The 21,036-nt window shown below is 73.2% G+C and carries 20 protein-coding genes and 1 tRNA gene; 11 read left to right on the top strand and 10 right to left on the bottom strand.

What is annotated here, in order from left to right; translation table 11 throughout:
- Positions 1 to 351 precede the first annotated feature (351 nt).
- The 4 genes from HHL19_RS09970 (at position 352) to HHL19_RS09955 (ending at position 3,939) form a co-directional block, all read left to right on the top strand.
- Complete coding sequence (locus tag HHL19_RS09970) at positions 352 to 1,464, top strand: sensor histidine kinase (RefSeq protein WP_169088938.1); 1,113 nt, start codon at positions 352 to 354, stop codon at positions 1,462 to 1,464.
- 14 nt (positions 1,465 to 1,478) lie between these two features.
- Complete coding sequence (locus HHL19_RS09965) at positions 1,479 to 2,099, top strand: response regulator transcription factor (RefSeq protein WP_150230132.1); 621 nt, start codon at positions 1,479 to 1,481, stop codon at positions 2,097 to 2,099.
- Positions 2,100 to 2,157: 58 nt separating this feature from the next.
- Entirely contained in the window at positions 2,158 to 3,363 is a 1,206-nt protein-coding gene (locus HHL19_RS09960; protein WP_169087828.1) for an FAD-dependent monooxygenase, read from the top strand.
- Positions 3,364 to 3,438: 75 nt separating this feature from the next.
- Entirely contained in the window at positions 3,439 to 3,939 is a 501-nt protein-coding gene (locus tag HHL19_RS09955) for a hypothetical protein (RefSeq protein ID WP_169087826.1), read from the top strand.
- A gap of 17 nt (positions 3,940 to 3,956) precedes the next feature.
- On the opposite strand, the gene HHL19_RS09950 is transcribed toward HHL19_RS09955, so the two are convergent.
- On the bottom strand, positions 3,957 to 4,613 hold the full coding sequence (locus HHL19_RS09950; protein ID WP_169087825.1) for a pentapeptide repeat-containing protein: 657 nt from the start codon (positions 4,611 to 4,613) through the stop codon (positions 3,957 to 3,959).
- A 99-nt stretch (positions 4,614 to 4,712) separates the two neighbouring features.
- Here HHL19_RS09950 and HHL19_RS09945 point away from each other — a divergent pair, with 99 nt between their 5' ends.
- Complete coding sequence (locus tag HHL19_RS09945; protein WP_169087823.1) at positions 4,713 to 5,711, top strand: zinc-binding dehydrogenase; 999 nt, start codon at positions 4,713 to 4,715, stop codon at positions 5,709 to 5,711.
- Positions 5,712 to 5,734: 23 nt separating this feature from the next.
- On the opposite strand, the gene HHL19_RS09940 is transcribed toward HHL19_RS09945, so the two are convergent.
- The 4 genes from HHL19_RS09940 to HHL19_RS37150 are packed head-to-tail and all read right to left on the bottom strand — an operon-like array spanning position 5,735 to position 7,871.
- On the bottom strand, positions 5,735 to 6,097 hold the full coding sequence (locus HHL19_RS09940) for a hypothetical protein (RefSeq protein WP_240981524.1): 363 nt from the start codon (positions 6,095 to 6,097) through the stop codon (positions 5,735 to 5,737).
- 9 nt (positions 6,098 to 6,106) lie between these two features.
- The gene (locus HHL19_RS09935; RefSeq protein WP_169087821.1) at positions 6,107 to 6,589 is read right to left on the bottom strand and encodes a GNAT family N-acetyltransferase; all 483 of its coding nucleotides are present in this window, start codon (positions 6,587 to 6,589) and stop codon (positions 6,107 to 6,109) included.
- Between the two features lie 4 nt (positions 6,590 to 6,593).
- Entirely contained in the window at positions 6,594 to 7,481 is an 888-nt protein-coding gene (locus tag HHL19_RS09930) for an aminoglycoside phosphotransferase family protein (protein ID WP_169087819.1), read from the bottom strand.
- Positions 7,482 to 7,490: 9 nt separating this feature from the next.
- Positions 7,491 to 7,871, bottom strand: a complete 381-nt coding sequence (locus HHL19_RS37150; protein WP_169087817.1) for a thioredoxin domain-containing protein — start codon at positions 7,869 to 7,871, stop codon at positions 7,491 to 7,493.
- Between the two features lie 176 nt (positions 7,872 to 8,047).
- On the opposite strand from HHL19_RS37150, the gene HHL19_RS09920 reads away from it, so the two are divergent.
- The gene (locus HHL19_RS09920; RefSeq protein WP_169087815.1) at positions 8,048 to 9,442 is read left to right on the top strand and encodes an FAD-binding oxidoreductase; all 1,395 of its coding nucleotides are present in this window, start codon (positions 8,048 to 8,050) and stop codon (positions 9,440 to 9,442) included.
- Positions 9,443 to 9,486: 44 nt separating this feature from the next.
- On the opposite strand, the gene HHL19_RS09915 is transcribed toward HHL19_RS09920, so the two are convergent.
- The gene (locus HHL19_RS09915) at positions 9,487 to 11,550 is read right to left on the bottom strand and encodes a restriction endonuclease (RefSeq protein WP_206324729.1); all 2,064 of its coding nucleotides are present in this window, start codon (positions 11,548 to 11,550) and stop codon (positions 9,487 to 9,489) included.
- 123 nt (positions 11,551 to 11,673) lie between these two features.
- Positions 11,674 to 11,747 (bottom strand) — tRNA-Thr (locus tag HHL19_RS09910).
- 241 nt (positions 11,748 to 11,988) lie between these two features.
- On the opposite strand from HHL19_RS09910, the gene ugpC reads away from it, so the two are divergent.
- The 3 genes from ugpC to HHL19_RS09895 all read left to right on the top strand — a co-directional run bounded on the left by ugpC (position 11,989) and on the right by HHL19_RS09895 (position 14,501).
- Entirely contained in the window at positions 11,989 to 13,086 is a 1,098-nt protein-coding gene (ugpC, locus tag HHL19_RS09905) for a sn-glycerol-3-phosphate ABC transporter ATP-binding protein UgpC (RefSeq protein WP_169087813.1), read from the top strand.
- 235 nt (positions 13,087 to 13,321) lie between these two features.
- Positions 13,322 to 13,738, top strand: a complete 417-nt coding sequence (locus tag HHL19_RS09900; RefSeq protein ID WP_169087811.1) for a hypothetical protein — start codon at positions 13,322 to 13,324, stop codon at positions 13,736 to 13,738.
- A gap of 46 nt (positions 13,739 to 13,784) precedes the next feature.
- Complete coding sequence (locus tag HHL19_RS09895) at positions 13,785 to 14,501, top strand: nucleotidyltransferase family protein (RefSeq protein ID WP_169087809.1); 717 nt, start codon at positions 13,785 to 13,787, stop codon at positions 14,499 to 14,501.
- Between the two features lie 78 nt (positions 14,502 to 14,579).
- Here the strand turns inward: HHL19_RS09895 and HHL19_RS09890 are convergent, their stop codons facing one another.
- On the bottom strand, positions 14,580 to 16,148 hold the full coding sequence (locus tag HHL19_RS09890) for a DoxX family membrane protein (protein ID WP_169087807.1): 1,569 nt from the start codon (positions 16,146 to 16,148) through the stop codon (positions 14,580 to 14,582).
- A gap of 166 nt (positions 16,149 to 16,314) precedes the next feature.
- Here HHL19_RS09890 and HHL19_RS09885 point away from each other — a divergent pair, with 166 nt between their 5' ends.
- On the top strand, positions 16,315 to 17,898 hold the full coding sequence (locus HHL19_RS09885; protein ID WP_169087805.1) for a hypothetical protein: 1,584 nt from the start codon (positions 16,315 to 16,317) through the stop codon (positions 17,896 to 17,898).
- Positions 17,899 to 17,907: 9 nt separating this feature from the next.
- Positions 17,908 to 18,546, top strand: a complete 639-nt coding sequence (locus HHL19_RS09880; protein ID WP_169087803.1) for an NUDIX hydrolase — start codon at positions 17,908 to 17,910, stop codon at positions 18,544 to 18,546.
- A gap of 38 nt (positions 18,547 to 18,584) precedes the next feature.
- Here HHL19_RS09880 and rlmB read toward each other — a convergent pair whose 3' ends face one another.
- Together rlmB and cysS are read right to left on the bottom strand one after the other, a co-directional pair.
- Complete coding sequence (gene rlmB / locus HHL19_RS09875) at positions 18,585 to 19,541, bottom strand: 23S rRNA (guanosine(2251)-2'-O)-methyltransferase RlmB (protein ID WP_169087801.1); 957 nt, start codon at positions 19,539 to 19,541, stop codon at positions 18,585 to 18,587.
- A gap of 90 nt (positions 19,542 to 19,631) precedes the next feature.
- Positions 19,632 to 21,029, bottom strand: a complete 1,398-nt coding sequence (cysS, locus tag HHL19_RS09870; RefSeq protein WP_169087799.1) for a cysteine--tRNA ligase — start codon at positions 21,027 to 21,029, stop codon at positions 19,632 to 19,634.
- Positions 21,030 to 21,036 lie beyond the last annotated feature (7 nt).

The following is a 21,036-nucleotide window of genomic DNA, read 5'->3' as shown; positions in this document are numbered from 1 at the left end:
CCATCCTGGGTCCGGCACCGGCCCCGTACGGTCGACGGTCCGGCTGCCCTCGCGGCGCGCACCGGACGATGCCGGGGTCAGCCGATCGGCTGATGCCCGTGTGGTCCCCGCGGGTCAGCATGGATACGTACACCCAGGTCAGCGCGGCCCCGCGAGGGCGCGCCACCGAGGACAGCCCGCGAAGGAGGCGAGACGGTGGACCGGACCGGCCGGCACACACGGCACACCCCAGACCCCCGCCCGCCCCAGGCCCCCGGGCACGGCCGGGCCCCGCGCGACCAGAGCCCGCACGGCGACGCCCCGCGCGGCGGGCAGCCGCACGACCCGGACGCCGGGTGGCTGGCGCGCGTCATGCACGTCGCGTTCTTCCTGCTGCTCGGCGCGTCCCTGGTCCGCTTCCTCATCCGCCACGGGTGGGAGGACCGCAGCCCCTGGATCGTCGCGCTCTCCGTGGCGCTCGCCGCGCTCTACCTCCTCGGCCCGGTCCTCGGCAGCCGCGCCACCCCCGGCCGGATCGCCTGGCTGTGCACGGTCGTCGCCGTCTGGGTGGTCCTCGTCGTCCTCGCGCCCAGCTTCGCCTGGTGCGCGGTCCCGCTCTTCTACACCGGCCTGCGGACCCTCCCGGCGCGCGCCGCCCTCGTCCTCGTCACCCTCCTCACCGCCTTCGTCGTCTTCGCGCAGGTACAGCTCTCGCACGGCGGCTGGGACCCCAACCTGATCGTCGCGCCGCCGGCCGTCGCCGCCCTCGCCACCGGCGTCTTCGTCCACGCCGACCGGCAGGCGGCCCGCCAGCGCGCCCTCATCGACGACCTGATCCGCACCCGCCGCGAACTCGCCGCGATCGAACGGCGCGAGGGCACCCTCGCCGAACGCCAGCGGCTCTCCATGGAGATCCACGACACCCTCGCCCAGGGCCTGTCCAGCCAGCAGATGCTGCTCCAGGCCGCCGACCGCACCTGGGACAGCGACCCGGCGACCGCCCGCCGCCACGTCCGTACCGCCGAGTCGATCGCCGAGCGGAACCTCGCCGAGGCCCGCCGCTTCGTCCACGACCTGGCCCCCGCCGACCTCGCCGAGGGCGGCGGCCTGGAGGAGGCGCTGCGCGGGCTCGCGGAGCGCGAGTCGGCCGCGTTCCGGGTCGACGGCACGCCGGTGCCGCTGCCGGACCGGGCGCAGTCGGCGCTCCTGAGGATCGCGCAGGGCGCGCTCGCCAACATCCGGGAGCACGCGGGCGCGACCTCCGCCGCGATCACCCTCACCTACCTCGACGACCAGGTCGTCCTGGACGTCGCCGACGACGGCAGCGGCTTCGACCCGTCGGCGGCCCGCGACGGCGGCGGCGTCCGCGGCCACGGCCTGCCCGCGATGCGGGTCAGGGCCCAGCAGCTGGGCGGCACGCTTACGGTGGAGTCGACCCCCGGCGAGGGCACGGTGCTCTCCGCCTCGATCCCCCTCACCCTCTGACGGAAGGCGGCTCCGTGACCGTACGCATCCTCCTCTGCGACGACCACGTCGTCGTCCGCGCCGGACTGCTCGCCCTCCTCGGCTCCACCCCCGACATCGAGGTCGTCGGGGAGGCCGGCAGCGGCGAGGAGGCCGTCGCGATGGCCGCGAAGCTGAAGCCGGACGTGGTCCTGATGGACCTCCAGCTCGGCCCCGGCATCGACGGCGTGGAGGCGACCCGGCGGATCGCGCCCACCGGTGTCCACGTCCTCGTCCTCACCACGTACGACACCGACGCCGACATCACCCGCGCCATCGAGGCGGGCGCCACCGGCTACCTCCTGAAGGCCGAGCGGCCCGAGGAGCTGTTCGCCGCGATCCACTCGGCCGCCCAGGGGCGTACGGCCCTCTCCCCGCCGGTCGCCAGCCGGGTCATGGACCGGATGCGGGGCGCCGCGGGGCCGTCCCTCACCGACCGGGAGCGGGACATCCTCGGGCAGCTCGCGCACGGCCTCGGCAACAAGGAGATCGCCCGCGCGCTCTTCATCAGCGAGGCCACCGTCAAGACCCACCTGGGCCGGATCTACGCGAAGCTCGGCGTCGACACGCGGGCCGGCGCCGTGGCGGTCGCGAAGGAGCAGCGTCTGCTCCCCTGAGGCTGCTACTGTGCGCCACTGTTCCAGCGCACAGCGTCATGTCCCCTCGGGAGCGCACGTGAAGATCGCCGTCGTCGGTGGCGGGCCCGCCGGCCTGTACCTCTCGATCCTGCTCAAGCGCCAGGACCCGTCGCACGAGATCGCCGTGTACGAGCGGAACGCGGCCGGCTCCACGTACGGCTGGGGCGTCACCTACTGGGCCGGGCTCCTCGACAAGCTGCGGGCGGGCGACCCGGAGTCCGCGGCGGCCGTCGCCGACGCCTCGGTGACGTGGACCGACGGCCTCGCGATCGTCCGCGACGAGCGGACCGTGCACCGCGGCGACGCCGGCTTCGGCATCGGCCGCCGGCGGATGCTCGGGCTCCTCGCGGACCGGGCCGCCGAGCTCGGCGTGGAGGTCGCGTACGAGCACCCGATCGCGGGACCGGACGCGCCGGAGCTCGCCGGCGCGGACCTGGTCGTCGCGGCCGACGGCATCCACAGCGTCCTGCGCGAGGCCGACCCGGACCCCTACGGCGCCGCCTTCACCACCGGCCGGAACCCGTACATCTGGCTCGGCACCAGCAAGGTCTTCGACTCCTTCAGCTTCGCCTTCAAGGAGACCGAGCACGGCTGGATCTGGTGCTACGCCTACGGCTTCAGCGGCGAACGCTCCACCTGCGTCGTGGAGTGCGCCCCCGGCACGTGGACCGGCCTCGGCCTGGACACCATGAGCGAGGGCGACTGCCTCGCCCTCCTGGAGAAGCTCTTCCACGACCTCCTCGACGGCCACGCCCTCATCGGCCGCGACCGGGGCGCGGACCCCGCCCAGTGGCTCCGCTTCCGCACCCTCACCACGCGCGCCTGGCACCACGGCCGCACCGTCCTCCTCGGCGACGCCGCCCACACCACGCACTACTCGATCGGCGCGGGCACCACGCTGGCCCTGGAGGACGCCCTGGCCCTGTCCGAAGCCCTCCGCGCCCACCCCGCCGACCTCGACACGGCCCTCACCGCCTACGGCCGGCGGCGCCGCGCCGAACTCGTCTCCGCCCAGAGCGCGGCCCGCCTGAGCGCCCAGTGGTACGAGAACCTCCCCCGCTACATGAGCCTGGAGCCGGACCGCATGTTCGCCCTCCTGGGCCAGCGCCACTCCCCCCTCCTCCCCCACATCCCCCCGCAGCTCTACTACCGCCTCGACCGCGCCGCCGGCAGCCTGGAACCCCTGCGCCGCCTCAAGCGCTGGCTCGGCCCCAGACTGGCCCGGGCGACCCACCGCGCCTGACGCGGGCCCCGGGGGCGTGACCGCCGGGCCCCAGGGGCGTGACCGCCGGGTCCCGGGGCGTGACACCATCGACAGGTGCTCGACATCGGCTACTCCCTCTCCCGGCGCTTCCCCGACCCCCCGCAGACCGACTACCGGGGGGCGGACGTCCACGCCCTGCGGCACGACCTCTTCTGCGGCGACGTCTACCTCGCGGACACCAAGGAGGACCGCGAGGTGTCCACAGCCTGGGGATGGGTGCCGGTCCTCGACTTCGCATGGGCGCTCTGCGACATCGTCGAACAGCTCGACCGGGACCCGGCCGGCAGCCGCGCCTCCCGCCCCCAGTACGCCGAACTCGACTTCACCGAGTCCTCGGACCGCATGCTCTTCGAGCGCCGCTTCGGCTGGGTCGACGTCGAAGCGGACTGGATGCCCGGCGACGAACGCCCCCTCACCTTCTCCCACACCGAACTCCGCCGGGAGGCCCGCGACTTCCTCCACGACCTCCTGGCCGACCTCACCGACATGCACGAGGGCCTCGCCGACAACCCGGCCGTCTGGGACCTCCAGGCCCGCTTCCCCCGCCTGAAGTAACCCCCGGGCCCTCCCCCTCAGTCCTCCACCCGCACCCCCAGCCGCGCCGCGAGGACCGGGGCCAGGTCGAGGAGCTGGGGCGAGGAGATCACCGCGCCCGCCAGGGACTCCACACCGCGGGCGATCTCCAGGCGGCGCACGCCGCGCAGGTCCGCGTCGGCCAGCTTCGCGCCGGCGAAGTCCACCCCGACGAGCTCGCAGTCCACGAACGCGACGCGCTCCAGCGTCGCCCCGCCGAAGTCCGGCTCCACCAGGACGCACCCCTCGAAGACGACGTCGCGCAGGGTCGCCGCCCGCAGGTTCGGGTAGTCCCACTTGCCGCCCCGCACGAGGACCCTCTCCCACGAGGACCCGTGCAGCTGCGTCCCCCCGAACCGCACCTCCCGCACCTCCGCGTCCCGCAGCCGCGCCCCCGACAGGTCGGCGCCCACGCCCCGTACCGCCTCCAGGCGCGTGTCCAGGAACCGCGCCCCCGCCAGCCGCGCCCCGTCCAGCGCGCACTCCCGCACCAGGCAGTCCAGGAACCGGGCGCCCTCCCCCGAGGCGCCCGCCAGATCGAGCCCGGCCAGCTCCAGGCCGTCGTAGTCCCCGTCGGGCTCCAGCCCGCCCTCGTACGGCTCCAGCGGCGGCAGCCGCAGCTCCACCCGCCGGGGCGCCCTGGTCTTTCGCGTCATCCCCCCATCGTGACGCACACCACCGACAACCCGCCCTTGACCTCAAGCAAGGTCGAGGTACCAGCCTGGGGGCACAGCAACCGACGAAGGGGAACCGTCATGCACGCCATCCGCCTCCACGCCTTCGGCCCCGCCGAGAACCTCACCCACGAGGAGGTCCCCGACCCCGTCCCCGGCCCCGGCCAGGTCCGGATCGCCGTGGCCGCCGCAGGCGTCCACCTCCTCGACACCGCCCTCCGCGAGGGCGCGCCCGGCCCCTTCCCCGCCCCCACCGCACTCCCCACCGTCCCCGGCCGCGAGGTCGCCGGCACCGTCGACGCCGTCGGCGCGGACACCGACCCCTCCTGGCTCGGCAAACGAGTCGTCGCCCACCTCGGCATGAACCCCGGCGGCTACGCCGAGCTCGCCGTCACCGACGCCGCCCGCCTCCACGAACTCCCCGACCACCTCGGCGAGGCCGAGGCCGTCGCCATGATCGGCACCGGCCGCACCACCCTCGGCATCCTCCAGTTCACCGACCTCGGCCCGGACTCGATCGCGATCGTCCCCGCCGCCGCCGGCGGCATCGGCACCCTCCTCGTCCAGTACGCCAAGAACGCCGGCGCCACCGTCATCGGCCTCGCCGGCGGCCCCGCCAAGGTCGCCCGCGTCCAGGAGAACGGCGCCGACCTCGCCGTCGACTACACCCGCCCCGACTGGCCCGACCAGGTCCGCGCCTTCCTCGGCGACCGCACCGCCACCGTCGTCTTCGACTCCGTCGGCGGCACCACCGGCCGCGCCGCCGTCGACCTCCTCGGCAAGGGCGGACAACACCTCGTCTTCGGCTGGTCCAGCGCGGGCGTCGACAACGGCGCACCCCTCACCTTCACCGAGGAGGAACTGACCGCACGCGGCATCACCTCCGACTCCGTCCTCGGCCCCGTCATGATCCAGAAGGCCGGCGGCGACGTCCGCAACCTCGAACTCGCCGCCCTCGCCGCCGCCTCCGACGGCACCCTCCGCCCCGCCGTCCACCGCTTCCCCCTCGCCGAAGCGACGGAAGCCCACCGCGCCCTGGAGACCCGGGGCACGATGGGCAAGGTGGTACTCATCCCGTAGACGAGGGTTCAGCAGACGGGGGCTCAGACGCCGAGGACGTCCCAGGAGTGCGCCTTGAACTCCTTCCGGAAGTCCTCGTGGTCCTCCCACATCCGGGCGATGGAGCGCAGCGAGTCCCAGTTGTGCTCCAGCGCCTGGTCCACCACCTGGCGCAGCTCCGGCGCCGTCTCCCGCTTCTCCACGAGCCCGGAGACCTGCGAGGCCGCCTGCACGGTGTAGCGCAGCGCCCGCAGGGCGCGGGAGGTGTCGTCCATCCCGAAGCCGTGGTCACTGCCGTTCGCCGGGTCGAAGAGCGGAGTCAGGCGCGCCTCGATGAAGTCGGTGATCCGCTGGAAACGGGCCTCGACGCCCATGTCGTGACCGTGGTCCTTGTCGTCATTGCACATAGGGACTTCCTACACCCCGCCCCGTGCGCCGAGCGCCGCCAGGGCCCCGTCCGTGAGCCGGTAGACCGTCCACTCGTCCTGCGGGCGGGCGCCCAGGGACTCGTAGAAGTCGATCGACGGCTGGTTCCAGTCCAGCACCGACCACTCGAGCCGCTCGTAGCCACGCTCGACGCAGATCCGCGCCAACTCGGTCAGCAGCGCCCTGCCGTGGCCGCCACCGCGCGCCTCCGGACGGACGTACAGGTCCTCCAGGTAGATGCCGTGGACCCCGCGCCAGGTCGAGAAGTTGAGGAACCAGAGCGCGAAGCCGACCGGCTCGCCGTCCTCGCTCTCGGCGATGTGCGCGAAGGCGGCCGGCCGCTCGCCGAAAAGCGCCTCATGAAGCTGCTCGGGCGTGGCACGGACCTCGTCGAGAGCCTTCTCGTACTCCGCGAGGTCACGGACCAGGGCGTGGATGACGGGCACGTCGGCGGGTGTGGCGGTACGAATCATCCCCTCAGCGTGCCAGCAGCGCCCGCGCGACGGCCACTTGGACGGCGCCGAGCTCGTCCTCGCCCCCCTCGACCTCCCACAGCCCGTTCTGCAGCACCCGCCCCAGCGTCCACGCCAGCGCCCGCTCACGGTCGAGCCCCAGCCTCTCGGTGAGCAGGTCGAAGCGCCACCGGATCTCGACCGGGTCCGGGTTCCAGAGGTTGGTCAGCGCCGGCAGCAGCTCGAAACCCGGGTCGCCGGAGAGCGGCTTCGGGTCGATGACCAGCCACGGCTCGCGCTCCGCGCCCAACACGTTGTCGTAGTGCACATCCCAGTGGAGCAGCCGGTCCCCCGGCTCGCCCGCCACCTCCCGCACGGCGGCGGCGCAGTCCGCGAGCAACGCCGCGTCCCGCGCACCGAGCCGGGCCACCGCCCCCGGCACCCGCGCGAGCATCCGCGCCGCGACCGCGTCCAGCCGCCGCAGCCCCCGCGGCGCCGGGACCGCGGACAGCCGGGCCAGCAGCCCCGCCAGGATCCGTACCGCCTCCCCCACGTCCCCGAGCCGGGACAAGTGCCGGGCGGAGTCGGCCCGTTCGAGCAGCATCGTGCCCGTCTCCGGATCGTGCTCCAAGAGCCGTACGACCCCGTCACCGTCCCATGCGCGCAACGCGACCGCCTCGCCCTCGGTCTCCTCGTCGAGGAGCTGGAGCTTGAGCGCGGCAGGCGTGCCGTCGGACCGCCGCACAGGCAGCACCAGGGAGGCCGCACCGTGCAGCGACGGCCCGTCGAGCCGCAGCCCCCACCGGCCGAGGAACTCCTCGGCCCTCCCGGGCAGCGCGGCGACGAACGCCCGGCCCGCCTCGCCGTTGTACCGGACCTGGGACTCGGCGAGTTCAGCCGGTACATGGATCACCCCCCGACCCTACGACCCGAGCGCCCCGTCCAGCAGCCTCCCGAACCGCCCCGCGCCGTACAACCCGACCCCGCCGTCCAGCACTTCCCCGTCCGCCTTCACCGCCGGAGTACCACCGACCCCCGACCCCTCGAAGGCCCGCTCGGACAGCACCGCGCCCCCGCCCGCTTCGAACCTCGCGCAGGAGGGACAGCGGGCATCCGCGTACACCGTCACCATGTACGGCGCGCCCACGTCACCGACGACGATCTTCGTGTCGTCCACGGCCGACGGCAGCGCGCCCGGCACGTCCGCGTACGCAGCCCCGGCCCTCCCGCCCGCGTCCGCCGGGGAACCGCCCGACGGCGAACAGCCCACCCCCGCAAGGACGATGAGCCCCGCGGCGGCCACGCCCGCGAGGGCGTGCCGAGTCCTGCGCACAGACAGGGGGAGTTCCTTCCGGAGCGACGAAATCCGCACCCCCGAACCCAGGCGCGCCCCCACCCGTCACCACCCGCCGAAAGACCCGTTTCCAGAGGACCGACGCCCCCGGTACCCTCCCGCCACGCACCGGGAAGAGGGACTACATGAACACCAGCACGGTCAACGGCGGCATCTCCTTCTGGTTCGCCCAGGAGGGCCTGCCCGAGCCGCAGGAGCCGCTCCCCGGCGACCGGACCGCCGACGTCTGCATCGTCGGCGGCGGCTACACCGGCCTGTGGACGGCGTACTACCTCAAGAAGGCCGTCCCGTTCCTCGACATCGTCGTCCTGGAGGCCCGCTTCTGCGGTTACGGCGCCTCCGGCCGCAACGGCGGCTGGCTCTACAACGGCATCGCCGGCCGCGACCGCTACGCCAAGCTGCACGGCCACGACGCCGCCGTCCGCCTCCAGCAGGCGATGAACGCCACCGTGACCGAGGTCCTCGACGTCCTCGACGCCGAGAAGATCGAGGCCGACCAGCACCGCGGCGGCGTCTTGGAGGTCGCCCTCACCCCCGCCCAGCTGACCCGCCTCAAGGAGTTCCACGCGGTCGAGCACGCCTTCGGCGAGACGGACCGGGAGATCCACGGCGCCCGCGAGACCGCCGCACGCATCCGCGTCGCCGGCGCCGTCGGCTCCTCCTGGACCCCGCACGGCGCCCGCATCCACCCGGTGAAGCTCGTCAACGGCCTGCGCGCCGCCGTCGAGGCCCTCGGCGTGACGATCCACGAGTCGACGCCGGTGACGGAGATCAAGCCCAAGCACGCGCGGACCCCCTACGGCACGGTCCGCGCCCCCTACGTCCTCCGCTGCACCGAGGGCTTCACCGCCTCCCTCGCCGGCCAGCGCCGCACCTGGCTCCCCATGAACTCCTCCATGATCGCCACCGAACCGCTCACCGAAGCCCAGTGGGAGTCCATCGGCTGGAACGGCCTGGAGACCCTCGGCGACATGGCCCACGCCTACATGTACGCCCAGCGCACCGCCGACGGCCGCATCGCGCTCGGCGGCCGGGGCGTCCCCTACCGCTACGGCTCGAAGACCGACAACGACGGCCGCACCCAACCGCAGACGATCGAAGCCCTCCGCGAGATCCTCATCCGCTTCTTCCCCCAGCTCGCCGGCGTCCGCGTCGACCACGCCTGGTCCGGCGTCCTCGGCGTCCCCCGCGACTGGTGCGCCACCGCCGCCCTCGACCGCTCCACCGGCCTCGGCTGGGCCGGCGGCTACGTCGGCTCCGGCGTCGCCACCACCAACCTCGCCGCCCGCACCCTCCGCGACCTCATCCGCCAGGACTCCGGCCAGTCCGGCCCCACCGACCTCACCACCCTCCCCTGGGTGAACCACAAGGTCCGCACCTGGGAACCCGAACCCCTCCGCTGGCTAGGCGTCCAGACCATGTACGCCGCCTTCCGAGCCGCCGACCACCACGAGACCACCACCCACACGGCCACCACGGCCCCCCTCGCGACCTGGGCGAACCGGATCGCGGGCCGCTGACGAACCTCCGGGGGAGGGCGCCCCGGCGCCCTCCCCCGGGCCCCTCACTCCACCTCGATCCCGAAGTCCCCGACCAGCTCCTCAAGGCCACCCCGGTACCCCTTGCCACCCAGGACGAAGTCCCAGTCGCCGCCGGCTCGGCGCCGGAACGATCCGAGGACGAGCGCGGTCTCCCCCGGCCGTCCTTCGGACACCTCCAGACGGTCGAGCTCGACACCCGAGTCGTCCCGCAGCCGGATACCGGCCTCCGTGAACCCGCCCAGGTCCGCGTCGGGGTTCGCCTCGGGGTCCACGGCCGCGACCAGGACCAGTCGGTCCGCCCGGGCGGGCAACGCGTCGAATCCGACCCGCACGGCCGCCCGGTCACCCGGAACGGCGGGCACCATGGCCACCGAACCGTCGGGCGTGGCGGGGTTGTTGAAGAAGACGAACCAGTCGTCCCCGAGGACCCGGTTGCCGGTGCAGACCAGCGCGCACACGTCCAGGGCGGCGGCCCCCGACCACACCATGCCCAGCAGGTTGAAGTCCTCCACCGCCTCGGCCGGAGCGGACACGGGCGCGGGCTCGGGCTCGGGGGTCGGCGAAGCCGTGGTCCCACCGCCCAGCCGGCCCCGCAGACCGTGCTGGTGGAGCAGGTCGACGAGCTCGGTCCCCGCGATCAGTGTCAGCGGCTTGCCGTTGGCGAAGGTGTACGAGCCGGGCCCGAACTTCGAGGTGGTGACAAGGACCCCCTTGTTGGCCCCCGCGCCCTGCACGGTGCCGAAGAGATCCCGGACCGCGGAGGGCGGCACGGTGTTCCGGTACCGCTTCACCTGCACCACGATCGAACCGCCGCTGATCGGATCGGGATCGAGCGCCTCGACGTCGACGCCGCCGTCGTTCGACCGGCGCGTGGTCACGGCCTGCAGCCCCCGCGCGCGGAACAGTTCGGCCACGAGCCCCTCGAAGGCGATCGGGTCCATGGACAGCAGATCGGGCTCCTCGCCGTCCCCCTGCACCACCACATCGGAACCCACCTGTCCGGGCTCCCGCAGCGGCACCACCGGCGTCCGCTCCTCCGGCTTCGCCGCGAGACGGCCCGCGAGCGCCCCCGTCAGGCACTCCACGGCCCCCACCAGTTCCAGGTTCAGCCGCTCGAAGGCCTGCCTCTCCACCACCACGGACGCCACGCACACCCGCGCGTCCAGGCCGGTCGCCGGATCCACCCCGCTCACGTATCCGTTCAGGGCGACGGCGTCCAGCGCCCCGAACCGGTCCGCGGTGAACAACTCCCGCACCGCGAGCAGCACGCTCTGCGCGAGCACGTCCCGGTACAGCGCCCGCCGCTGCGTCACCGGCCGCGGAACCTCCTTCTCCTGGTCGGTGCTCGGCAGGTACTTCACGCCCTTCGCCTCCGGCACGACCTCGTACCCCGGCAGGCCCCAGTCGAGGACCAGGACCCTTCCGGGCCCGTCGTACGCCGCCGACACCTCGCGCGGGAAGCCCTCCGGCCAGGCGGTCGAGGCGAAGAGGACCGCCGAGAAGAACTCCACCGCGGTGTCCGCGTCCCCCGCGCGCAGTGCCGCCGCCGTCCCCTCGATCCCGGCGTTGTGCGCACGGATCTCGGCGAGCCGGGCCGCCGCCCAGGCGTCGTACTCGCGCCGGTAGGCCGTCAGCGTCTCCAACCGCCTCGCCTCCGCCGCCTGCGCCGCGTACCAGTCGCGCTCGAATCGCTCCCGCGCCCCGAACCCGTGGTAGTTCCGCTGCTCCGGCATGGCCACCGGCTGCCCCAACGCACCCGGCGCGAAAGGCTCGACGTCCTCCGCCCGCCGCAGCGACTCCACCCCGAGAACGGGAGCCCGGCACCCCGCCGCGAGCAGCCCCCGCAGAGCCTCGACCCGCTCGTCGAGCTCCCGCGTCCGCCGCAGCGCGTCCTCCTCCCGGTGCTGCCGGTAAGCCGCCTTCTGCTCCCGCTGCACCCGGGCGAGACCCTGCTCGTACACCCGCTGCTGCCGCGCCGCCTCGTGCTGCTGCCGGAGCACCGCCTGGTGCCGGCCCTCCCGCTGCCGCTGCGCCGCGCGCTGCGCCTCCGCCCAGGTCCCGATCAGTCCACCGGAACGCCGCCCCATCCGTCGCACCCCTCCCCGGAGAAACCCACACCACCGGCGCGCCCCAGACCGAGGGCGCGCCGCACTCCCCCGTAACGCACAAGTGTCCCGGACCAGAGTGGTCCGGGACACCTGAATGATCAGAGCCGCCTGTCGGAATCGAACCGACGACCTCAAGATTACAAGTCAAGCGCTCTAGCCAACTGAGCTAAGGCGGCGGGCGCGCGCGTCGGGCACGCGCGCGTGGCCCACTCTACACAGGCTCCCGAAATCGGTCGGGGGTCGGCGGAGATTCCCGGGGGGCTCCTCCGATCATCGGAAAAGTCATCGCCTGCGACTGCTGACAGATCGGACACCGCCAAGGTAGCGTCAAGCGAAGTTCACCCTGGTGGACTAGACCCATCCTTCCTTCCACTCGGATCGTCCGGCACGTTCCTGCCGGTGAAGGGACACATCACCATGGCTTCCGTCACTTTCGACAAGGCGACCCGCATCTACCCGGGTGCCACCAAGCCCTCCGTCAACCAGCTCGACATCGAGATCGCGGACGGCGAGTTCCTCGTCCTCGTCGGTCCCTCGGGCTGTGGCAAGTCCACCTCGCTGCGCATGCTCGCCGGCCTGGAGGACGTGAACGCGGGCGCCATCCGCATCGGTGACCGCGACGTCACGCACCTGCCGCCGAAGGACCGGGACATCGCCATGGTGTTCCAGAACTACGCGCTGTACCCGCACATGACCGTCGCCGACAACATGGGCTTCGCGCTCAAGATCGCCGGCGTCAACAAGGCCGAGATCCGCGCCAAGGTCGAGGAGGCCGCGAAGATCCTCGACCTCACCGAGTACCTCGACCGCAAGCCGAAGGCGCTCTCCGGCGGTCAGCGCCAGCGTGTCGCCATGGGCCGCGCGATCGTCCGCGAGCCGCAGGTCTTCCTCATGGACGAGCCGCTGTCGAACCTCGACGCCAAGCTCCGCGTCTCGACCCGTACGCAGATCGCGGGCCTGCAGCGCCGCCTCGGGATCACGACGGTGTACGTGACCCACGACCAGACCGAGGCGCTCACCATGGGCGACCGCGTCGCCGTCCTCAAGGACGGTCTGCTCCAGCAGGTCGACACCCCGCGCAACATGTACGACCGGCCCGCGAACCTCTTCGTCGCCGGCTTCATCGGCTCCCCCGCCATGAACCTGATCGAGGTCCCGATCACCGAGGGCGGCGTGAAGTTCGGCAACAGCGTCGTCCCGGTCTCCCGTGACGCGCTCGCCACCGCCGCCGCCAACGGCGACACCACCGTCGTCGTCGGCGTCCGCCCGGAGCACTTCGACGTCTCCGGCGCCACCGGCAAGGACGGCGTCGCCGTGACCGTCAACGTCGTCGAGGAGCTCGGCTCCGACGGCTTCGTCTACGGCTCCACCCGTGTCGGCGGCGAGGACAAGGACATCGTCATCCGCGTCGGCGGCCGCGAGATCCCCTCCAAGGGCTCCACGCTGCACGTCGTCCCGCGCGCCGGCGAGCTCCACGTCTTCTCCAAGTCCACGGAGCAGCGCATCAGCGAGTGACCCGACGGGCCGGAAACGGCCTGTGGCGAACGGCCCCGTATCCCTCGCGGATGCGGGGTCGTTCGTTTAAACGGGGTCGCCCCGCAGATAAGCGGGCTTACCCCGGAAAACCCCGGCATTCGGGACCCGCCCCACCGCCTCGCGTCAACACGGGATTCGAAAAGCCGCGTCGAACCATCCCTCGCGAGAGTGACTAAATGTCGCCATATCACTACCGGCCGCTACGCTCGCCTGCGTGACGCACACTGCCCGCCGAATCGGCCGCTCCCTCGCCCTCGTCCTGCCCGTCGTCCTGGTCCTGTCGGGAACGCTCGCGGTGTCCGCCGTCCCGTGGGCCGGCCAGGACGCCGAAGGCCAGATGCTGACCGCCTCCTCGGCGGACGTCTCCACCCGCGCCAAGTCCCGCGCCCCGCAGGACGTCCTGCGCGACCGGCTCCTCGCCGAGCTCCAGGAGAAGGACCCCGGCGTCGCCCTCACCCACCTCCAGCGCGAGGTGGAGAACCGCCCCTCGCTCGCCGAGCACTGCGTGTCGATCGCCCGCGCCCTCGGCCGCGCCGCCGTCGAGCACTACGGCCCGGCCCGCGCCCAGTCCTTCTCCCGCCCGGTCTGCGACACGTCGTACGCGACCGGCGTGATGCGCGCGACGGCCTGAGCGCGCTCCCCGCGTCCGCGCCCGCGGGGCACCTATCGTTCCCCGTATGCACACCACTCCGACGCAGGCCGTGGTCCTGGCGGGCGGCCAGGGCTCGCGGCTGCGCCCCTACACCGACGACCGCCCCAAGCCGATGGTCGAGATCCCGGGTACCGGGACCCCGATCATCGGCCATCAGCTGTCCTGGCTGGCCGCCGAGGGCGTCACCGACGCCGTCGTCTCCTGCGGGCATCTCGCCGAGGTCCTCCAGGAGTGGCTGGAATCGGCCGAACTCCCCCTCAAGGTGACCACGGTCGTCGAGACCGAGCCGCTGGGCCGCGGCGGCGGACTCAAGTACGCCGCCGCGCACCTGCCCGAGCCGGACCGGCCGTGGTACGCCACCAACGGCGACATCTGGACCCGCTTCTCGCTGCGCGAGATGGCCGCCTTCCACGACGAGCGGGACGCCACCGCCACCCTCGCCCTGGCCCGCCCCCGCATCCCGTGGGGCGCCGTCGAGACCGACACCTTCGGGCACATCACCGACTTCGTCGAGGCCCCTCCGTCGCCGTTCCTCATCAACGCCGGCGTGTACGTCTTCTCCCCCGCCTTCACAAGTGAGCTGCCCGATATCGGCGACCACGAGCGGACCGCCTTCCCCCGCCTCGCCCGCGAGCGGCGCCTGGCCGGCTTCCCGCTGCCCCAGGGGGCGTACTGGAGGGCCATCGACACCGCGAAGGACCTGACGGAGGCCGCGAAGGAGCTGGCCGCCCAGGGCCACTGACACGGCGTACGAGAGAGGCGGCGCCGTCCCTCCGGACGGTGCCGCCTCTCGTGTCCCGTACGCGTACGGCCCCGGGGCTCAGCCCAGCAGGCCGCCGATCGGGTTCCGCGGTGCTTCGCCGCCGGTCGTGGCCTCCTCGGTCGGCGGCTGCTCGCTCGTCGAACCGGTGGAGCCGGAGGAGTCGGTCGTCCCGCCCGTGGTGCTCGGGGTGTCGCTGGTGGACGGCGGCGGCGCGGGCTTGGACTGGGTCGGCGAGGAGCTGCCGCTGGTGGCGCCGCCGGTGGTGCGCGGGGCCGTCGGCCGGGTCTCCTGCGTCGGCGCGGAGCTGCCGCTGCCGGTCTCGGTCGGCCGGGTCGTCTCCCGGGTCTCCTCCGCCTCCTCGCGGGCCTCGGTGCTCGTCGACGCCGACGGCTCCGGGCGCTCGCCGCGCGGCGACTCCGACGGGGTGCGGCGCCGCTCCGGCTCGGTGGGGAGCGGCTGGCCCGGCAGGTGGTTGATCGGGTCGTCGTTGGGGCCCGGCACGGTCACCATCTCGGTGGAGCGGACGGCACCGCCGAGGACCGAGCCGATCAGCAGGGTGAGGCCGACGACGACGGAGGCGAAGAGGGTCGAGCGGCGCACCACGCGGCGGCGCAGCTCCCACAGTTCGGCGCGCGGCCCGAGGGTCCGCCAGGCCTCCCCGGTGAGTCGGGCGTCGAGGGAGTAGACGGGGGCGCCGGCGATGATCAGCGGCGACCAGGCGGCCAGGTAGATGATGTCGGGCGCGTCGTAAACGGGCACGGTCCGCCAGCTGACGGTGAGGATGAGCGCGGCCGAGAGCAGCGCGCCGACGACGGCGGCGGCCCGCTGCCAGAGGCCGAGGACGGTGAGGACGCCGACGACGACCTGGAGGAAGGCGACGGTGAGTCCGGCGCCGACCGGGTGCTGGAGTGCGAAGTCCCGCAGCGGCTCGGCGAGCGGCCACGGGTGCAGCTGGGTCAGCCACTTGACCATGGAGCCGCGCTCGCCGCCGTCGAAGTAGACGGGGTCGCAGAGCTTGCCCATGCCGGCGTAGATGGAGATGAAGCCGAGGAAGACGCGGAGCGGGAGGAGCACCACGCCGAGGTTCATCCGGCGGCCCGGGTAGTAGGCGTGCCGGACCGAGTCGGCACCGCCCTGCTGCCGGTGCGGGGCGCGTCCCTCCTCGTACGGCTCCGGCTCCGGCCGCAGTTCGTACACCTCGTCGTAGGCGCCCTCGGCGCGCCGCATGGGCGGCAGCAGGGGGGCGGCGGCCTCGGCGGGCACGACGGGGGTGGGCATCGTGTCGTCGATGCGCGGGATGGTCTGGGTGGCCGGCTCCAGCGTGGAGACCGCGGCGCCGGGGCCGGCCTCGGCCTCGCGCACGGCCTGCAGGAGCCCGGTGGCGCCCGGCGTCGCCTTGCCGGTCCACACGACGGGGCGGCGCCGCGGCGCTGCGGCGCCGCCGGCGCCGGAGAGGCCGGCCAGGCGCGCGTTCGCGGCGGACCTCGGCGGCTGGGCAGGCGCGAGCCGCACCCGGAAGCTGGCGTGGTTCACGATCACCTGGGCGGGATCGGAATCCACCTTGACCATGCTCAACGCCGGCTGATCGTCGAACCCCGGCCGGGGCGTTCTGGTGTCCACACTCATCTAACCGAGTGACGCGGGGTTAGGACACTGCCTTGACAGGCGGGAAATGTCCGAGACCCGTCAAGATCATCGACGCTGTCAACACCCCTGCCGACAACCACTGTTCGTCGTCGGTGCCGGCGTCTAGGTTGGTGCGCCAGTGATGCGAGTCGAGGGGAGCGACAGCATGACCGAACCCGTTCCGCACGAGTCCCATGGCACGGACGAGCCGTCCCAACCGTCCGAGCCGCCGCGCGTGCCGCACCCGCGCCCGCCCGAGCCGCCCCGACAAGCGGCGAACCGTCTCGCCTTCGGCGACCTGGAGCGCTATCCGGTCGTGGCCCAGGCGCTCGACAACCAGTGGCTCCCGGAGGAGCTGGCGGCCGGCCGCCAGTCCCCCGGCGCCCCCTTACGCACCCCGGGAGCGGCGGCCGCCGCTGCCGCCGAGCTGCGCCGCGCGCTCGTCAACAGCGGGACGCTGGTGGTCAACCGGGCGTTCTTCGTCAACAACGAGGCCCTGTACGAGAACTACGTGAGCAGCGCCGAGCCGGCCGCGCGAGGCGCCTTCGTCGAGCTGCTGAACGAGCACGCCATCGTCCCGTACCTCTACACGGAGCGGGACGGCACCGAGGAGTTCCGCTTCCACCACCACGAGCCGGCCGCCCACGCCTGGCGGCGGCTCGTCCGGGAGGAGAGCACCCCGGCCTTCGTCCGCCTCGACTGGGACGACGAGGGGAACCTGGACCACGCCCACCACATGGGCCAGCGCTTCACCCAGCGGCTGGCGGGGCTCAAGTTCCTCAAGGCCAAGCAGCTGGCGCAGGACCTCGGGATCCCGCTGGAGCTCGCCACCGCGATGAAGCAGGGCATCCTGCAGGACATCACGCGGTGGGCCGGCGCCCAGGACGGCGAGGGCACCATCACGCGGAACACGGTCTACCAGGAGTTCCTGAGCCGCCCGGGCACGGAGCCGTACCAGAACCTGCTGCGGGACGGGGACGACATCGTCCCGGCGAAGCAGCTGATCGACCTGCTGTACAACCTGGGGGTGCCCGACGCGAGCGGGCTCGTGGCCCTGACCCCGCCCGGTTCCCCGGCCCGTCGGGCGATCCAGGAGGACGTGTCGCTGCGGGCCCGGACCCAGGACCCGGAGGCCGTCGGCCTGCTGATCCGGAACCTGGTGGCGGACTCGCTGCACCGGTCCGTCGACGGCCCGAACTCGTACGCCGGTCTCTCGCTCCCCGATGTCGTCGCCCTGCGGCGCACCCCGGAGTGGGAGATGTACGTGGACTCCCTGGAGGGCTTCCTCCACGACAGCTTCCGGGACGGGCGCCTTCCCGGCCACGAGGAGTTCGTCGAGCGGACGGAGACGATCGCCCGGGACCACGCCCGGATGCTGCGGACGGCCCGGCTGGCCACCCGGTCCACCCAGGGCTTCGCCCGGGAGATCACCACGGCGCTGGTGCTGGAGTCGGCGGGCATCGCGGTCCAGATCGTGAGCGGCGAGCCGCCGACGCTGACCTCGGGAGCGCTCCAGGCGCTGACCGCCGTGGGCGGGGCGCTCAGCGTCCGGCTGGAGTTCTGGGACGAGGCGGCCCGGAGCCGCCGGTCAGGCCTGGGGCACTCGCTGACATTGCCGACGCTCCGGCTGGGCAACCTGAGGAAGGACTGGGCGGTCATCCAAGCCGCGTCCGGCATGGAGTTCGTCCGCGACGACCGGGAACGGCCGCGCGGCGGTCAGGCCGACCAGCAGGCACCGAACGACGAGTGAGGCAGGCACATGGACGGCGAGCCGGTACGGCGGTACGAGAGGTTGCGGGGGGAGCGGCCGGAGTTGTTCCGCAACGAGCCGGGCGGGATCGAGGTCCTGGTCGACCCGGCGGCGGTGGCGGCGGCCGGCGGGGTCGTCTACGCGGACCCGTACCTGCTCGTCGTCCGTGACGCCGTGCGGTTCCCGGACGGCCGGCCCGGCGCGTACGTGCGGGCGCTGGCGCCGGTCGCCGCGCCGGGGTGCGTGGTGCTGCCGCTGCTCGACGGCGGGGTGGTGCTGATCGAGCACTACCGGCACGCGACCCGCTCGTGGCACTGGGAGGTGCCGCGCGGTTTCGGCACGGCCGGGCTGAGCGCCGCGGAGAACGCGGCGAAGGAGATCGGCGAGGAGATCGGCGCGCGGGTGCGGGAGCTGGTGCCGCTCGGTGAGGTGCACCCGGACACGGGGCTGATCGGGGACCGGGCGCTGCTGTTCGCCGCGTACGTCGACGGGGTCGGGCGGCTCGCGGGCGGCGAGGGCATCCGGGCGGCGCGGACGGTGCCGTTCGCGGAGGCGGAGGCGATGGTCGCCGACGGGCGGATCACGGACGGTTTCACGCTGGCCGTCCTGACCCGGGCCCGGCTCGCGGGACTGGTGGGTACGGCCTGACGGGCGGGGCGCCCGTCAGGCCGTGACCGGCCGGGGCCTCAGGCCATGCGGCGGCGGGCCGCCTCGTACAGGACGACGCCGGCGGCGACGCCGGCGTTGAGGGACTCGGCGCCGCCGGGCATCGGGATACGGACGAGGAAGTCGCAGTTCTCGCCGACGAGGCGGGAGAGGCCCTTGCCCTCGGAGCCGACCACGATGACGACCGGGCCTTCGAGCGCCTGCAGCTCGTGGACCTCGGTGTCGCCGTCCGCGGAGAGGCCGACGACCGTGAGCCCGGCCTTCTGGTACTCCTGCAGGCAGCGGGTGAGGTTGGTGGCGCGGGCGACCGGGGTGCGGGCGGCGGTGCCGGCCGAGGTCTTCCAGGCGCCGGCGGTCATGCCGGCGGCGCGCCGCTCGGGGACGACGACGCCGTGGCCGCCGAAGGCGGAGACGGAGCGGACGACGGCGCCGAGGTTCCGCGGGTCGGTGACGCCGTCGAGGGCGACGATCAGCGGGTCCTCGTGCTCGTCGTAGGCGGCCGCGGCGAGGTCCTCGGGGTGCGCGTACTCGTACGGCGGGACCTGGAGGACGAGGCCCTGGTGGTTCAGGCCGTTGGTCATCCGGTCGAGCTCGGGGCGCGGCGCCTCCATGATGTTGATGTTGCCGCGGCCGGTGGCGAGGTTGAGGGCCTCGCGCACGCGCTCGTCGTTGTCGATGAACTGCTGGACGTAGAGGGTGGTGGCGGGCACGCCGTCGCGCAGCGCCTCGAAGACCGGGTTGCGGCCGACGACCATCTCGGACTGGCCCTTGCCGCCGCGGCGGGCGACGGGCTTGCGCTTGGCGGCGTTCCTGGCCATCGCGTTGGAGACGCGGAACGCCTTGTGGCCCTTGCGGTCCTCGGCCTTGGGCGTCGGGCCCTTGCCCTCCAGTGCGCGGCGTCGCTTGCCACCGCTGCCGACCGTCGCGCCCTTCTTGTTGGACGTGCGACGTCCCCTGCGCTGGCTGTTCCCGGCCATGACTGCTACCTGTTCCTCTGGCGTACGTGCGGAAGTCTTTTAAGTGAAGTGTGCCGCCCGGGGCTCCGGGCGGCACGTCTTCGGGGTGTTCTATCGGTTGGCGGTGGTCCAGCGGGGGCCGTCGGGGCTGTCCTCGATCACCAGGCCGGACCGGGTGAGCTGGTCGCGGATCGCGTCCGCCGTGCCCCAGTCCTTGCGCTCGCGGGCGGCCTCGCGCTGTTGGAGCACGAGCCGGACGAGGGTGTCGACGACGCCGTGGAGCTCCTCGCCGCCGCCGGTCCCGTCGGCCCACTGGGAGTCGAGCGGGTCCAGGCCGAGGACGCCGAGCATGGCGCGGACCTCGGCGAGGCGGGCGATGGCCTCGTCCTTGTCGTCGGCGCCGAGCGCGCTGTTGCCCTGGCGGACGGTGGTGTGGATGATCGCCAGCGCGTGCGGGACGCCCAGGTCGTCGTCCATGGCCTCGGCGAAGGCCGGCGGCACCTCGGCGGCGGGCGGGACGGTCCGGCCGGCCTTCTCGGTGGCACGCTGGACGAAGCCCTCGATGCGGCCGAAGGCGGCCTCGGCCTCGCGCAGGGCCTCCTCGCTGTACTCGATCATCGAGCGGTAGTGCGGGGTGCCCAGGTAGTAGCGCAGGACGATGGGGCGCCAGTTCTTGACCATCTCGGAGACGAGGACGCTGTTGCCCAGCGACTTCGACATCTTCTCGCCGCTCATGGTGACCCAGGCGTTGTGCACCCAGTAGCGGGCGAACTCGTCGCCGAAGGCCTTGGCCTGGGCGATCTCGTTCTCGTGGTGCGGGAAGATCAGGTCGAGGCCGCCGCCGTGGATGTCGAAGGCGGAGCCCAGGTACTTGTGGGCCATGGCGGAGCACTCCAGGTGCCAGCCGGGACGGCCGCGGCCCCACGGGGTCTCCCAGTCGGGCTCGCCGGGCTTGGTCGACTTCCACATGGCGAAGTCGCGGGGGTCGCGCTTGCCGGAGACGCCCTCGTCGGGCTGGCGGAGGTCGTCCAGGTCCTGGTTGGAGAGCTCCAGGTAGCCGGGGAAGGAGCGCACGTCGAAGTAGACGCTGCCGTCGGCCTCGTAGGCGTGGCCGCGCTCGATGAGGCCGCGCATCATCTCGATCATCTCGGGCACGTGGCCGGTGGCGCGGGGCTCGTAGGTGGGCGGCAGGCAGCCGAGGGCCTCGTAGCCGGCGTTGAACGCGCGCTCGTTCTCGTACCCGATCGACCACCAGGGGCGGTTCTGGTCCTTGCCCTTGGCGATGATCTTGTCGTCGATGTCGGTGACGTTGCGGATGAACGTGACGTCGTAGCCGCGGTGGGCGAACCAGCGGCGCATGATGTCGAAGTTCAGCCCCGACCGGATGTGACCGATGTGCGGGGCCGCCTGGACGGTGGCGCCACAGAGGTAGATCGAGACGGAGCCCGGCGTGAGCGGGGTGAAGTCACGGATCTGCCGGGCGCTGGTGTCGTACAGGCGAATAGTCACGGGTCCA

Source organism: Streptomyces sp. R302 (genome assembly GCF_012927245.1).
Lineage (GTDB): Bacteria > Actinomycetota > Actinomycetes > Streptomycetales > Streptomycetaceae > Streptomyces.
Note: the sequence above shows the minus strand (reverse complement) of the source record. Positions and strands in the feature narration are given on the sequence as shown.

Excerpts from the sequence above, each read along its gene's own strand:
- HHL19_RS09880 (WP_169087803.1), top strand. The coding sequence starts at position 17,908 with ATGGACGGCGAGCCGGTACGGCGGTACGAGAGGTTGCGGGGGGAGCGG.
- HHL19_RS09970 (WP_169088938.1), top strand. The coding sequence starts at position 352 with ATGCACGTCGCGTTCTTCCTGCTGCTCGGCGCGTCCCTGGTCCGCTTC.
- HHL19_RS09945 (WP_169087823.1), top strand. The coding sequence starts at position 4,713 with ATGCACGCCATCCGCCTCCACGCCTTCGGCCCCGCCGAGAACCTCACC.
- HHL19_RS09920 (WP_169087815.1), top strand. The coding sequence starts at position 8,048 with ATGAACACCAGCACGGTCAACGGCGGCATCTCCTTCTGGTTCGCCCAG.
- HHL19_RS09890 (WP_169087807.1), bottom strand. The coding sequence starts at position 16,148 with ATGAGTGTGGACACCAGAACGCCCCGGCCGGGGTTCGACGATCAGCCG.
- HHL19_RS09940 (WP_240981524.1), bottom strand. The coding sequence starts at position 6,097 with ATGTGCAATGACGACAAGGACCACGGTCACGACATGGGCGTCGAGGCC.
- HHL19_RS09915 (WP_206324729.1), bottom strand. The coding sequence starts at position 11,550 with ATGGGGCGGCGTTCCGGTGGACTGATCGGGACCTGGGCGGAGGCGCAG.
- HHL19_RS09950 (WP_169087825.1), bottom strand. The coding sequence starts at position 4,613 with ATGACGCGAAAGACCAGGGCGCCCCGGCGGGTGGAGCTGCGGCTGCCG.
- rlmB (WP_169087801.1), bottom strand. The coding sequence starts at position 19,541 with ATGGCCGGGAACAGCCAGCGCAGGGGACGTCGCACGTCCAACAAGAAG.
- HHL19_RS09885 (WP_169087805.1), top strand. The coding sequence starts at position 16,315 with ATGACCGAACCCGTTCCGCACGAGTCCCATGGCACGGACGAGCCGTCC.
- ugpC (WP_169087813.1), top strand. The coding sequence starts at position 11,989 with ATGGCTTCCGTCACTTTCGACAAGGCGACCCGCATCTACCCGGGTGCC.
- HHL19_RS09935 (WP_169087821.1), bottom strand. The coding sequence starts at position 6,589 with ATGATTCGTACCGCCACACCCGCCGACGTGCCCGTCATCCACGCCCTG.
- HHL19_RS09895 (WP_169087809.1), top strand. The coding sequence starts at position 13,785 with ATGCACACCACTCCGACGCAGGCCGTGGTCCTGGCGGGCGGCCAGGGC.